Raw genomic sequence first — 12,806 nt, 5'->3', positions numbered from 1 at the left:
GGTTACATTCCGAACCCGGAAGCTAAGCCTTTCAGCGCCGATGGTACTGCAGGGGGGACCCTGTGGGAGAGTAGGACGCCGCCGAACAATTCTTGAGAAAGAACCCCCATCCGGTTTCCGGATGGGGGTTCTTCGCGTTTCCGGGGCCGGCATAACGCTCAGGCGCCGCGGCGGGGCAGCCAGGCGCGTCGGCGAGGTGCGGCCACCGGGCCTGAGGTCGGTGGGTGGAGGGCGGCGACGGCGCTGCGGATCAGGATCCGCACCCCCTCGGCCGCGGTCTCGGCCGACATTGACGCGCTCCTCTCCCGGCCGGGGGTCTGGCTCGGCAGGTACGGCAACTGCGCGAACCCGCCGTGCAGCTCCGGGCGTTCGGTGGCGATCAGGTGCGCCAGCCCGTAGAAGACGTGGTTGCCGACGTGGGTGCCCGCGGTGTGCGAGACGGTGGCGGGGATGCCCGCCTGCTGGATCGCCTCCACGCAGGCCTTGACCGGCAGGGAGGAGAAGTACGCGGCCGGACCGTCCGGCACGACCGGCTGGTCCACCGGCTGATTGCCCTTCCGGTCGGGCGCCCGCGCGTCGGCGAGGTTGATCGCGACCCGCTCGACCGTGAGGTCGGGACGGTTGCCTCCCTGCCCCGTGACGATGGCCAGGTCCGGTTCGAACCGGGCCACCGCCCGGCGCAGTTCGGTGACCGAGTCGCCGAACACCCAGGGCAGTTCGGCGAACTCCAGCGCCACGCCGGCCGGCGGACCGGCGACGACCAGCCGGCCCGCCTCCAGGGACGAGTTGAGGGGGTCTCGGCCGAACGGTTCGAAGGCGGTCAGCAGGACGCGGATGATGGCGGACCTCCCAGCGCACGTGGACGTACGGACCCGATTTGTGCCGTTCGAGCGTAGAGCCGTCCCGAATGTCCCGGCAAGGCCGGCCGGTTGCCGGGGGAATATGTCGACGGGATGTCAGGTCCGGCGCAGTGCGCCGTCCGCGCGCAGGGAGGCGAGGGTCGGGTAGCCGTCCACGGCCATCAGGAGATCGGCCTCGGCGAGCAGCGAGCGCAGCACGTGCACGATTCCGTCGGTGCCCTCCAGGGCCAGGCCGTAGGCGTACGGGCGCCCCACGCCGACGGCGGTGGCGCCGAGGGCGAGCGCCTTGACGACGTCGGTGCCGGAGCGGACGCCGGAGTCGAAGAGGACGGGCAGGCCGTCGGCGGCCTCGACCACGTCGGGGAGCAGGTCGAGGGCGGCCAGGCCGCCGTTGGCCTGGCGGCCACCGTGGTTGGAGCAGTAGACGCCGTCGACGCCGCCGTCCCTGGCGCGGCGGACGTCCTCGGGGTGGCCGATGCCCTTGAGGAGGATCGGCAGGTCGGTCAGCGAACGGAGCCAGGGCAGGTCGTCCCAGGTCAGCGGGTTGCCGAAGACGCCGACCCACTCCAGGACGGCCGCCTGAGGGTCCTCCTCGGGGGCCTTGGCGAGGCGGGCGCGGAAGACCGGGTCGGAGGTGTAGTTGGCGAGGCAGTGGCCGCGCAGTTGCGGGAAGTTGGCGGTGGCCAGGTCGCGCGGGCGCCAGCCGGTGACCCAGGTGTCCAGGGTGACGACGATGCCCCGGTAGCCCGCGGCCTCCGCCCGGTGCACCAGGCTCTCGGCCAGCGCCCGGTCGGTGGGGGTGTAGAGCTGGAAGAAGCCGGGGGTGTCGCCGAACTCGGCGGCCACCCGCTCCAGCGGATCGACCGTCAGGGTGGAGGCGACCATCGGCACTCCGGTCCGGGCGGCGGCGCGGGCGGTCGCCAGGTCCCCGTGGCCGTCCTGCGCGCACAGGCCGATGACCCCGATCGGGGCCAGGAACAGCGGGGTGGGGAGCCTGATGCCGAACAGGTCCACGGAGAGGTCCCGGGTGCTCGCGCCGACCATCATCCGCGGCACCAGGCCCCACCGCTCGAAGGCGGCGACGTTCGCCCGCTGGGTGGACTCGTCGCCCGCCCCGCCCGCGACGTAGGAGAGCACCGGGGCGGGCAGCGCCGCGCTCGCCCGCGCCTCCAGTTCGGCGTAGGTCATCGGCATCGTCGGCAGCACGCCGCCGAGGCCGTTGAGGTAGATCTCGTTCTGGTAGTCGCCGAACCGCCCGTGGAACGCCGGGTCCATCCGCTCGCCGTCCTTCCGTTCTCGGCCGCCCGGGACCGTCCCGGCCGGCTCCGTCCGCCCGCCCCGCCGGAAAACCGGATGGGCGGGCGGCACCCCGGCATTCTCACCGTGGCCGGAGCCGGGTACCAGGGGCCGGGTACCAGGGGCCGGGTACGAGGGCCGGGCATCAAGGCCGGGTACCAGGGCCGGGCATCAAGGCCGGGTACCAGGGCAGGGCATCAGGGCAGCGCGTCCGGGAGGGCTGCGACCGGTGGGGGCGTCGGTCACCACTACAGCGCGGCGCTGATGCCGGTCGCGCCGGCGACCCTGGTCGACGTGCTGCGGCGCCGAGGCGCCCGGCGGGCCCGCCGCGCACTCGCCGTCAGCGCCCTCGCGGCGGCGGTGACGCTGCCGCTCTACCCGTTGCGTGAGGTGCTGATGCCCGACGCCTGGCGCACCCCACCCCGGTTCACCGGGATCCGGGCGCTGGTCCACCGGATACCCGCCGGCGCCACCGTCGCCGCCTCCGACCACCTGGCGGCCCGGCTCACCGGCCGGGCGGAGGTCACCCTGGTGTGTCAGCGGCCGGTGGACCCGGACTGCAGTGGATGGCCGTCGACGTGCGCGATACCGGCGTGCGGTCCCCGTGCGCCGCCGCCGACGCGGCCCGGATGCCGGCCGTCTACCGGAGCGGCGGCTACCGGCAGCTGATCGACCGGGACGGCCTGCTGCTGCTCCGGCGGCCCTGAGCGCTTCGAGCGGGACACCCCCGGGCCCGGCTTGACCGATGCGGCGCGGTGGTCCACTATTCCACTATTGAACTAGTGAAAGGCCGGATTGCGGGTGATCGAGTACCGCATCGAGCGGCGCAGCGGCGTCTCCACGTACCAGCAGATCGTGCAGCAGACCAAGCAGGCCCTGCGGCTCGGGCTGCTCCAGCCCGGGGACAAGCTGCCGACCGCCCGTGAGGTGGTCGAGCTGACCGCTATCAACCCCAACACCGTGCTGAAGGCCTACCGCGAACTCGAACGCGAAGGCCTGGTCGAACCCCGCCCGGGGCTCGGCACCTTCGTCCGGCGCTCGCTCGCCCGGCCGGGGGCTGCGGCGGACGGGCCATTGCGCGCGGAGCTGGTCGGCTGGGTGGACCAGGCCCGCGAGGTGGGGCTGGAGCGCGAGGACATCGCCGCGCTGATGGCCTCCGTCCTGGAGCAGCGCTTCGACAGCGGAGTCTCCGGGGGCGGAGCCGCCGCCGGCTCCGACGGCACCGGGGCCTGAGGCTCCGACACCCGGGGGTCCGAGACCCCCGGCAACACCGAACAGAGAACAGTGGGGGGATCGGGTGGACGACCCGACGACCACGGCGCCCGCGTCGGCGCCAGTGCCGGAGGCCGCGCAGGAGGCGGCCCCGGGAACTGCCCTGGAGGCCACCGGCCTCGGCAGGAAGTACCGCGCCGGCTGGGCCCTGCGCGACTGTGACATCACCGTCCCGGCGGGGCGGATCTGCGGCGTGGTGGGCCCCAACGGGGCCGGCAAGAGCACGCTGCTCGCCCTCGCCGCCGGCCAACTCCAGCCCACCGAGGGCCGGTTGCGGGTGCTCGGCGCCGATACCGGCGCGCCCGGGCTGCGCGCCCGGGTCGCCTACGTGCCGCAGGACAAGCCGCTGTACCCGGGCCTCACCGTCGCCGAGACGCTGCGGATGGGCCGCGAGCTCAACCCCGTCTGGGACGAGACCCTGGTCCGGCAGATCACCGACCAGGGCGAGTTGAACCCCAAGGCGCGGATCGGCTCGCTCTCCGGCGGCCAGCGCACCCGGGTCTGCCTCGCCCTCGCCCTCGGCAAGCTCCCCGACCTGCTGCTCCTCGACGAGCCGATGGCCGACCTCGACCCGCTCGCCCGGCACCAGCTGATGGGCACCCTGATGTCGGCCGTCGCCGAGCGCGGCGCCAGCATCGTGCTGTCCTCCCACATCCTCCCCGAACTGGACGGCGTCATCGACCACTTGGTCCTCGTCCAGCGCGGACGCATCCGGCTGGCCGGCGACCTGGAGGAGATCCTCGACGGGCACCACCTGCTCACCGGGCCGACCGCCGAGGGCGCCGCCCTCGCCGCCGAGTCGGTGGTCGAGAAGCGGACCAGCGGGCGCCGGACCGTCGCGCTGGTCCGCGCCCCCGAACCGCCGGACGGGCCCTGGGAGAGCGAGCGGCTGAGCCTGGAGGACCTGCTGCTCGGCTACCTCCGGACGCCCGCCGCTCCGGAGCAGCGGAACGAGGTGGCGGCATGAGCGCGACCGTCCTGACCGACCGGGCCACCGCTGCGCCCGCCCCCACCACGCCCGGTCTGCGCGGGCTCTTCTGGCTGGTGTTCCGGCAGAGCCGCCTGCTCCTGCGGACGTCGGCCGTCCTGCTGCTCCTGGCGGTGGCGGCGCTGCTCTGGATCCACTTCACCAGCCGCCACATCGTGGACGTCCTGGATCGGACCGGCTGCTGGAGCCCCCAGTCCTGGGACAGCAGGTACTGCTGGAACCTCGTCGCGCCGGTCGACCTTCCGGTCTTCTGGTACACCCAGGTCCTCCAGCCCGCCGTCACCGGCCTCCCGCTGCTGATCGGCGTGTTCGTCGGCGCCCCGCTGCTGGCCCAGGAGTACGAACGCGGCACCATCCGGCTGATCCGCGCGCAGTCCGTCGGCCCGGTCCGCTGGCTGGCCGTCCGCCTGGCCGTCCCCGGCATAGCCGTGCTGGTCCTCAGCGGGGTGCTCGCCACGCTGATGACCTGGGTGTGGTGGACCGACATCGTGCACGGGCCGACCGCCTTCGACCCGCCGTTCCAGGCCTTCACCTACCCGGTCCTCGGGCTCGCCCCGATCGCCTGGTCCCTGTTCGCCCTGGCCCTCGGCGTCCTGGTCGGCCAGCTCGTCCGCCGAACCCTGCCCGCGATGTTCCTCACCGGCGCCCTCGTCGCCCTCGTCCACGGCCTCGTCTTCTGGGCCCGCCCCTTCTTCTACCCGGCGGTGGACCGGGTGGCCGCCGTGGGCATCCCGCAACCCACCAACGCCTGGAGCCTCGGCCGCGGCATCGTCCTGCCGGACGGCACCCGCGTCAGCACCGAGAACTGCCTCTTCTCCTTCCAGGCCGACCAGGGCAACTCCGGCTGCAACGACGCCGTCGCCTCCTGGGCCCGCTACCACCCCGCCGACCACCTCGTCCCCGTCCAACTCGTCGAGACCGGCATCCTCCTGTCGCTCACGCTGCTCCTGCTCGTCGCCGTCTTCCGCCGCATCCGCGTCTAGCGCTCCGCGGCCCGACCCGGCCGACCACGGCCACATCCCCCCGGCACCGCCGGGGGGATTTCGGCGTGTCGGGCTCCGCCGAGGTGGTGGCCGGGCCCGGAGGGGGCCGGGCGGGCGGGCGGATGGAATCATGGGGGTTCGGGTGCGGCGCGGGACGGGAGCTGGGCGGTGGGGGAGCGGCGGCGGGGTGGGCGGCGGCCCGGGGCGGTCCTCGCCGAGGCGGAGGAGCTGCGGGCGGCGGCCGGGGCGGTGGTGGCGGACCACCGGGCGGCGCTCGACCAGGTGCGGCTGGCGTACGTGGAGCTGCGGGACCGGCTGGTGCGGGAGGAACTCGGCGCCATCGCGGTGGGCCGGCTGCGGGACGTGACCGAGGGGCGGCTGCGGGTCGGGGCGTTGGAGGCGGCCGGGCTGGGGACGGTGCGGCAGGTGGCGGAGGCCTCCCCGTACGCGCTCCAGCTGATCCCGGGGATCGGGGCGCAGACGGCCGCGCAGGCCCTCGCCGCCGCCGCGCAGATCACCAGGGCCGTCGAGCAGAGCGTGGCGGTGCGGCTGGACGTCGAGCGGCGGGACGAGGTGAGCACCGCGCTCGTCGTGGCGCTCCAGCGGCTGGTGGCCGCCGGACCGGAGGCGCGGCGCGCCAGGGAGACGGCGGAGCTGGTCCAGGCCGAGGTCGAGCCGCTCATGGAGGCCGCCGGGCCGGCCCGCGGGGTGTGGCGGGGGCTGTTCGCCGGGCGGGAGCGGCGGGCGCGGGCCCAGGTGGCGGTCGAGCGGCTGGAGGAGGTGCTGGCGCGCTTCGTGGCGCAGCAGGTCCCGGTGCTGCTGGCCCAGGCCTCGGTCGACCTGCTGCGCCCGCCGGTGGACCCGATCGAGGCGTGGACGGACTTCGAGCTCCGTTCGGCGGACTACTACGGCGTGCTCGGCGGGATCGCCGGGGAGGCCGGGGCCGAACTGGGCGCCGCCGAGGGGTTCCTGCCGCAGCTGCTGTCGGAGCGGGTCCGGGCGGAGCCGCTGGACGAGTCCCACTGCCGGGTCTCGCTGCGCGGCTACCAGGCGTTCGGGGCGCGTTTCGCGCTGGCCCAGAAGCGGGTGATCATCGGGGACGAGATGGGCCTCGGCAAGACGGTGCAGGCGATCGCCGTGCTGGCGCACCTGCGGGCGCGGGGCAGCACCCACTTCCTGGTGGTCTGCCCGGCCAGTGTCCTGATCAACTGGACCCGGGAGGTCGGGTCGCGCAGCACCCTGCGGGCGTACCGGGTGCACGGCCCGGAGCGGGAGGCCGCGCTCGCCGAGTGGCTCCGGGAGGGCGGGGTCGCGGTGGTGACCTTCGACGGGCTGCGCCGGCTGGAGCCGGCGGAGGTCGGGCGGTCGGCGGCGGTCGGCCTGCTCGTGGTGGACGAGGCGCACTTCGTCAAGAACCCCGCCGCGCGGCGCTCCCAGGCGGTCGCGGCCTGGGCGGAGCGGGTGGAGCGGGTGCTGTTCCTCACCGGGACGCCGATGGAGAACCGGGTGGAGGAGTTCCGCGCCCTGGTGCGGTACCTCCAGCCCGAGCTGGTGCCGCGGATCGGGTACGGTCCGTCGGTCGCCGGGCCGGCGGCGTTCCGCAAGGCCGTGGCGCCGGCGTACCTGCGCCGCAACCAGGAGGACGTGCTCACCGAGCTGCCCGAGGTCGTGCACGTGGACGAGTGGGAGGAGTTCTCGCCCGCCGACCTCGCCGCGTACCGCTCGGCCGTCGCCGCGGGCAACTTCCCGGCGATGCGCCGGGCCGGGTACGCGGCGCCGGAGGAGTCGGCCAAGCTGAGGCGACTGCTGGAGATCGTCCGGGAGGCGGCGGACGGCGGGCTGAAGGTGGTGGTCTTCTCGTTCTTCCGCGATGTCCTGGCGGCCGTCCAAGTCGCCTTGGAGCAACGGGGGTTCGGCCCGATCGACGGCTCCCTGGACTCGGCGCGGCGGCAGCGGGTGGTGGACGAGTTCAGTGCCGCGCTCGGGCACGCGGTGCTGCTGTGCCAGATCCAGGCCGGGGGCGTGGGGCTGAACCTCCAGGCGGCGTCGGTGGTGATCCTCTGCGAGCCGCAGGTCAAGCCGACCCTGGAGGAGCAGGCGGTAGCGCGCTCCCACCGGATGGGGCAGGTCCGGCGGGTGCGGGTGCACCGGCTGCTGGCGGCGGACAGCGTGGACCAGCGGATGCTGGACCTGCTGCGGGTGAAGGGGCGGCTGTTCGACGACTACGCGCGGCGCAGCGAGGTGGCGGAGTCGACCCCGGAGGCGGTGGACGTGTCGGAGCAGTCGTTGGCGGCGCTGATCGTCGAGGAGGAGCAGCTGCGGCTGGCGGCCTCGGCGAACAGCCGGTCGGCCGAGGGGAACGGCGGGTCGGCGGAGGGGAACGGGTCAGTGGGAGGGGACGGTCGGGCCACGGCGCAGGAGGAGGACGGTCAGTCGTCCGCCAGCGCGCGCAGATAGGTGAGCACGGCGCGCACCCGGCGGTGGCCGGTGTCCGGGGTGGGCATGCCGAGCTTGCCGAAGATGCTGCCGATGTGCTTGTTCACCGAGCTCTCGGCGAGGAAGAGCAGCCGGGCGATGGTCGGGTTGTTGTGGCCCTCGGCCATCAGCGCGAGCACCTCGCGTTCGCGCGGGGTGAGGGCGGCCAGCGGGTCGGGGCCGGCGTGGTGGGCCATCAGCTGGGAGATGACCTCGGGGTCCATCGCGGTACCGCCCCCGGCGACGCGGGCCAGCGCCTGGAGGAACTCCTCGGCGCGGCCGACCCGGTCCTTGAGCAGGTAGCCCACGCCGGTGGCGCTCTGGGCCAACAGCTCGGCGGCGTAGGCGCGTTCGACGTACTGGGAGAGGATCAGGACGGGCAGCGCGGGCATCCGGCGGCGGGCCTCGACGGCGGCGCGCAGGCCCTCGTCACGGAAGTCCGGCGGCAGCCGGACGTCGACCACGGCGACGTCGGGGCGGTGGTCGAGCAGGGCGGACAACAGGTCGTCGCCGTGCTCGACGGTCGCGCACACCTCGTGGCCCTCGCTGTTCAGCAGCAGGACCAGGCCCTCGCGGAGCAGGGCGTTGTCCTCGGCGATCAGGACCCGCACGGGACCTCCACTTCCAGTACGGTCGGGCCCCCGGGAGGGCTGGACAGGTGGGTGCTCCCGTCGAACGCGGCGACCCGCCGGCGCAGTCCGGGCAGTCCGCTGCCGGTGCCCTCGACGGCGCCGCCCCGGCCGTCGTCCTCGACCCGGACGGCGATGGCGCCGGGGGTGATCCGCAGCCGGACCAGGGCGTGGCGGGCGCCGCTGTGCCGAGCGACGTTGGTGAGCGCCTCGGAGACGACGAAGTAGGCCGCGGCCTCGGCGGCGGCCGGTGCGCGGGGCGGCGGCCCGGCGGAGGGCGGGGTGTCGAGCTCCACCCGGGTGGGCACGGCGCAGCGGGCGGCGAGCGACCGTACGGCCTCGGGGAGGCCGCGGTCGGCGAGCAGCGGCGGGTGGATGCCGCGGACGAGGGCGCGCAGCGACTCCAGGGCCTGTTCGGCGACGAGCTGGGTGGAGTCCACCAACTCCGCCGCCTGTTCGGGGCGTTGGTCGAGGGCCCGGCGGATCATGCCGAGCCGCAGCGAGACGGCCACCAGGTTGGCCTGGGCGCCGTCGTGCAAGTCCCGTTCGATCCGGCGCAGTTCGGCGGCGTGGGCGTCCAGTGCCTCGGACCGGCTGGTGGTCAGCTCCTGGACGCGCCGGGCGAGCGAGGTCCGGGGCCGGGCGACGAGCAGTCGGCGGGAGGCCCGGGCGTGCAGGTCGGCGATCGGCGCCAGCGCGGCCAGGGCGAGCACGGCGTAGCCGATGCCGCCGGCCGCCGCGGCGGCGGCCATCGGCCAGGAGTCGACGGTCAGCAGGATGATCCGCCCGCGTTCGTCCGGCAGCAGCCGCCACCAGAGCGGCGCCGTCAGCCAGTTGACGGCGTGGCTGCACAGGGTGAAGGCGGCGCCCGCCAGGGCCGTCCCGGCGGTGCCGTGGGCGAGCAGCCAGAGCAGGTCCTTGCGGACGGCCGGGTCGCGCAGGGACGCCCTCTCGCCGTACGGGGTGCGCGGCCGGCCGCCGCCCAGTCGGCGGCCCACCCGCCGCCGGTGGAACTCGGCGCAGCGGCGCAGCAGTCGCAGGGCGTGCGGGAGGAGCGGCAGTCCCACACCGACCAGGCAGAGGGCGAGGACGACGAGCAGCAGGCAGAGCCCGACCAGCGCGGCCGACCCGGTGCCGAGGACGAGGGCGAGGTAGCCGGCGGCGGCGGGGGAGCGGCGCACCGCGGACCGGGCGACGGAACGCAGGCCCGACCGGGTGGCGGACCGGGCGCTGGACCAGGCCGTGGCTGCGGCGATTCCGGGCGCCCGCACGATGGTTCAGTGCCTCCGAGCCTGCCGTCCGACTTTTCGATCACCCTAACACCGGCCCCCGGAGCGGTCCGGGACGGCCGGGGTGCTCAGCTGACGGCGGCCCGCCAGTCCGCCGGCCCGCTGGCCGGGAGGTGTCCGGGCAGCCCCGGCGTCCAGCGCTTGGAGCCGTCCGGCAGCACGGCCAGGGCCTCGATGCCCGACCGGCGGGCGGCCCAGGCGAGGGCGCGGTCCGGGCCCATGGCGAAGGCGGCGGTGGCCCAGGCGTCGGTGCGCGCGATGCCGGTGCCCGGGGCACCGACCAGGGTGAGCGAGGCCAGGCCGCCGGCCGGGCGGCCGGTGTGCGGGTCGAGGATGTGGGCGCCGCGCTCGGCGGTGCCCGAGGTGGCGACGGCGAGGTCGTGGCCGGACAGGACGGCGGTCAGCAGGCCGGGACGGCGGGGGTCGGCGACGCCGATCCGCCACGGCCCGCCGGCGGTCTGGACGTCCCCGCCGCCGCTGACGCAGTACTGCCGGGCGCCGGAGGAGCGCAGCAGCTCGGCCGCCCGTTCGACCGCCCAGCCCTTGACCCAGCCGCTGGGGTCGAGCCGGCCGCCGGGCCGCTCGGTGAAGTACCCGTCGGTCTCGGCGGCCACCTCACGGCAGGCCGCGAGGACGGCGGGGACCTCCGGGGCGCAGTCGGCCAGGGCGAGTTCACCGCGGTCGAGGCGGCTGATGTCGCTGTCCGCCCGGTAGGTGGAGAACACCGCGTCGATCCGGTGCAGCCGCTCGGCGATCCGCTCCAGCACGGCCGGGGTGCCCGGGCCGGGGTCGCGGACGGTGACGGAGAAGACCGTCCCCATCACGGGCTCGGCGTGGCGGAGCACGGCGGCCTCAGCCCTTGGCCCGGTCGAGGGCGCTCTGCAGCGAGCGGACGTAGCCGTCGCTGGTGTACGTCGCGCCGCTGACCACGTCGATCTGCGCGCTCTGGGCGGATATCGCCTCCTGGTTCAGGATCGGCAGCGCGGAGCTGTTGATCTCGCGGTCGCGCCGCTCGGAGTTCGGGTACTTGACCACGTCCACGGCGGTGATCCGGCTCCCCGCCAGGGTCACCTGGACCTGGACCGGGCCGTAGCGGGTGTTGACGGTGTTGCCGCTGACCGTGCGGGTGGCGCCCGAGGCGGTGGCGGGCGCGGACGGGGCCGGGGAGGCGGCCGTGCCCGCCGACGGCCGCGAGACGTCGGAGCCGGACCCGGCGGCGCCCCCGGACCCGGCGGCGGAACCGGAGCCGGACCCGGAGGCCGGGCCCGAGCCGATCACCGGCGTGGGCCCGGCCGCCTCGTGCGGCTTGAGGGACAGCAGCAGCACCACCCCGGCCGCGGTGGCGGCGCTGGTGACGACGGCTCGGCGCATGGAAATCGACGCTCCTCAGGTGCTCGGTGAGCCGGACCGGCTCAGAACGAAAAGCTCTCGTGGTGGATGCGGCCGGGCCGCACCCCCGCCGCCCGCAGCGCCCGGACGGCCTCCTCGGCCAGGGCGTCCGGGCCGCACAGGTACACCTCGTGCTCCGCGAGGTCCGGGACCAGCCGGGCCAGCGCGGCCCCGAGGTCGCCGACCCGCTCCCGCGAGCCGAGCAGCTCGTGCACCACCGCGCCGCGCCGCCGCGCGACCTCGGCCAGCTCTTCGCGGAACAGCACGTCCTGCGGCCGCCGGGCCCGCTGGACCAGGGTCAGCTCGCCCGGCAGCGTCTCGAACAGGGCGCGCAGCGGGGTGATCCCGACCCCCGCGCCCAGCAGCAGCACCCGGCGCCCGCGCAGCCGCCGCCCGGTGAACGCCCCGTAAGGGCCCTCGGCGCGCACCCTGGTCCCCGGGCGCAGGCCGGCCACCGCGGCACTGTGCCCGCCGAGGTCCTTGACGGTGAAGCGCAGGAAGCGCGGGTGCGGCGGAGCGGACAGCGAGTACGGGTTGGCGGCCCAGCGCAGGCCGGGCGCCTGGAACTGGAGCCGGAAGAACTGGCCCGGCTCGGCGCCCAGCTCGTCCAGTCGCCGCCCGGTCAGGAACAGCGACACCACGCCGGGGCCCTCCCGCCGCACCTCGGCGACCTCCAGGCGGTGGCGCCGGTCGAGCAGCCACGGCCGGATCAGCCGGAACCAGCCGAGCAGCGCCGCCGTGCCGAAGTAGAGCGCGTACCAGGCGGCCCGGCCGGGGCCGCCCGCCAGGTCGGCGCCGGTGGCCAGCTGGTGGGAGAAGGCCAGCGCGACCGCGAGGTAGGTCGCCAGGTGCAGGTGGTACCAGGTCTCGTAGGCGAGGCGGCGGCGGGCGATCCGGGCGGAGACCGCGCCGGTGCCGAACAGCAGCAGGGTGCCCAGGGTGGCCTTGATCATCTCGGGGTAGTGGAAGACGAGGTCCACGCCCTCGCCGACCGGTCCGCGACCGTCGGTCAGCGCGTAGCCCCAGGTGACCGTCAGCACGTGCACCGCGGTCAGGGCCACCATCCAGCGCCCGCCGAAGGCGTGCCAGCGGGCCAGCCGGTCCGCGCCGACCCCGCGCTCCACCGGCGGCAGCCGGGCCATCAGCAGGATCAGCACCGGTGCGCCGTAACCGGCCAGCAGCCCGGTGATCCGGCTCGCGCCGGTCAGCCAGCCGGCCGCGCCGACCACCGACGGGGTGTCCTTCCACCAGAGCGCGAGCACGCCGAGCGCGCCCACCGCGATCAGGGCCGGCGCGGCGCGCGGGTCCAGGGCGAACGGAGCGCGCGGCGACGCCCGGTGTCCGGGGCGGTCGGGTGCCGCCCGGTGACCGGGCCGCGACGTCGGTGCGGCGGCAGTGCTCATCGGGAACCTCCTCAGCGCCCGGCGGCGAGTGCCGCCGAGGCCGCCCACGATCGCACCGCAAGCTCTGAGCCGGCTCTGAGCCGGGCCCGCCCCGGCGGTCGTCCGTGGCGTCATCAGTGCAGGTCAAAGCCGATGTGATGGTCAACGAACCGGTTCCCGGGGTCTCACCGGTTTCTCATCGGGACCGGCCAGGATGAAGAATGCCCGCACCGACCCGAGGGA

Annotated in this window: 12 protein-coding genes, 1 rRNA gene and 1 pseudogene; 7 read left to right on the top strand and 7 right to left on the bottom strand. The window is 75.3% G+C overall.

The genetic code is table 11. The features are described from left to right. Nucleotides 1-87: ribosomal RNA gene (gene rrf / locus ACZ55U_RS34910) — 5S ribosomal RNA — on the top strand; the annotation flags it as partial. 71 nt (nt 88-158) lie between these two features. Here rrf and pcp read toward each other — a convergent pair. Together pcp and ACZ55U_RS34900 are read right to left on the bottom strand one after the other, a co-directional pair. Beyond that, nucleotides 159-839 carry a pyroglutamyl-peptidase I gene (pcp, locus tag ACZ55U_RS34905; protein ID WP_465532855.1) on the bottom strand — a complete coding sequence of 227 codons (681 nt, stop codon included), beginning with the start codon at nt 837-839 and terminating at the stop codon, nt 159-161. Nucleotides 840-956: 117 nt separating this feature from the next. Further along, entirely contained in the window at nt 957-2,135 is a 1,179-nt protein-coding gene (locus ACZ55U_RS34900) for an alpha-hydroxy-acid oxidizing protein (RefSeq protein WP_465532845.1), read from the bottom strand. A gap of 78 nt (nt 2,136-2,213) precedes the next feature. On the opposite strand from ACZ55U_RS34900, the pseudogene ACZ55U_RS34895 reads away from it, so the two are divergent. The 6 genes and pseudogenes from ACZ55U_RS34895 to ACZ55U_RS34870 form a co-directional block, all read left to right on the top strand. Beyond that, a pseudogene (locus tag ACZ55U_RS34895) lies at nt 2,214-2,675 on the top strand (DUF2079 domain-containing protein); the annotation flags it as partial. Nucleotides 2,676-2,722: 47 nt separating this feature from the next. Next, nucleotides 2,723-2,863, top strand: a complete 141-nt coding sequence (locus ACZ55U_RS34890; RefSeq protein ID WP_465532857.1) for a hypothetical protein — start codon at nt 2,723-2,725, stop codon at nt 2,861-2,863. Between the two features lie 94 nt (nt 2,864-2,957). Beyond that, nucleotides 2,958-3,389 carry a GntR family transcriptional regulator gene (locus tag ACZ55U_RS34885; protein ID WP_465532843.1) on the top strand — a complete coding sequence of 144 codons (432 nt, stop codon included), beginning with the start codon at nt 2,958-2,960 and terminating at the stop codon, nt 3,387-3,389. A 103-nt stretch (nt 3,390-3,492) separates the two neighbouring features. Then, nucleotides 3,493-4,395 (top strand): ABC transporter ATP-binding protein, encoded by a 903-nt coding sequence (locus tag ACZ55U_RS34880; RefSeq protein WP_465532853.1) that lies wholly within the window; start codon nt 3,493-3,495, stop codon nt 4,393-4,395. Next, a complete protein-coding gene (locus ACZ55U_RS34875) occupies nt 4,392-5,399 on the top strand; it encodes a hypothetical protein (RefSeq protein WP_465532841.1) in 1,008 nt (335 codons plus the stop codon). The genes ACZ55U_RS34880 and ACZ55U_RS34875 overlap by 4 nt, the downstream gene beginning before the upstream one ends. Before the next feature lie 168 nt (nt 5,400-5,567). Continuing rightward, a complete protein-coding gene (locus ACZ55U_RS34870; RefSeq protein WP_465532839.1) occupies nt 5,568-7,856 on the top strand; it encodes a DEAD/DEAH box helicase in 2,289 nt (762 codons plus the stop codon). On the opposite strand, the gene ACZ55U_RS34865 is transcribed toward ACZ55U_RS34870, so the two are convergent. From ACZ55U_RS34865 to ACZ55U_RS34845, 5 genes are all read right to left on the bottom strand, one after another. After that, entirely contained in the window at nt 7,829-8,485 is a 657-nt protein-coding gene (locus ACZ55U_RS34865; RefSeq protein ID WP_465532837.1) for a response regulator, read from the bottom strand. The two genes, ACZ55U_RS34870 and ACZ55U_RS34865, sit on opposite strands and share 28 nt — an antisense overlap. Continuing rightward, nucleotides 8,473-9,774 carry a sensor histidine kinase gene (locus ACZ55U_RS34860; protein ID WP_465532835.1) on the bottom strand — a complete coding sequence of 434 codons (1,302 nt, stop codon included), beginning with the start codon at nt 9,772-9,774 and terminating at the stop codon, nt 8,473-8,475. The genes ACZ55U_RS34865 and ACZ55U_RS34860 overlap by 13 nt, the downstream gene beginning before the upstream one ends. Nucleotides 9,775-9,860: 86 nt before the next feature. After that, nucleotides 9,861-10,613: an FAD:protein FMN transferase gene (locus ACZ55U_RS34855; protein ID WP_465532851.1), complete on the bottom strand. Its 753-nt coding sequence runs from the start codon at nt 10,611-10,613 to the stop codon at nt 9,861-9,863. A gap of 31 nt (nt 10,614-10,644) precedes the next feature. Next, complete coding sequence (locus ACZ55U_RS34850; protein WP_465532833.1) at nt 10,645-11,163, bottom strand: FMN-binding protein; 519 nt, start codon at nt 11,161-11,163, stop codon at nt 10,645-10,647. 41 nt (nt 11,164-11,204) lie between these two features. Beyond that, a complete protein-coding gene (locus ACZ55U_RS34845) occupies nt 11,205-12,584 on the bottom strand; it encodes a ferredoxin reductase family protein (protein ID WP_465532831.1) in 1,380 nt (459 codons plus the stop codon). Between the last annotated feature and the right edge of the window lie 222 nt (nt 12,585-12,806).

The organism is Kitasatospora sp. NPDC034533, assembly GCF_055575155.1.
Note: the sequence above shows the minus strand (reverse complement) of the source record. Positions and strands in the feature narration are given on the sequence as shown.

Excerpts from the sequence above, each read along its gene's own strand:
- ACZ55U_RS34850 (WP_465532833.1), bottom strand. The coding sequence starts at position 11,163 with ATGCGCCGAGCCGTCGTCACCAGCGCCGCCACCGCGGCCGGGGTGGTG.
- ACZ55U_RS34845 (WP_465532831.1), bottom strand. The coding sequence starts at position 12,584 with ATGAGCACTGCCGCCGCACCGACGTCGCGGCCCGGTCACCGGGCGGCA.
- ACZ55U_RS34875 (WP_465532841.1), top strand. The coding sequence starts at position 4,392 with ATGAGCGCGACCGTCCTGACCGACCGGGCCACCGCTGCGCCCGCCCCC.
- ACZ55U_RS34890 (WP_465532857.1), top strand. The coding sequence starts at position 2,723 with ATGGCCGTCGACGTGCGCGATACCGGCGTGCGGTCCCCGTGCGCCGCC.
- ACZ55U_RS34900 (WP_465532845.1), bottom strand. The coding sequence starts at position 2,135 with ATGGACCCGGCGTTCCACGGGCGGTTCGGCGACTACCAGAACGAGATC.
- ACZ55U_RS34855 (WP_465532851.1), bottom strand. The coding sequence starts at position 10,613 with ATGGGGACGGTCTTCTCCGTCACCGTCCGCGACCCCGGCCCGGGCACC.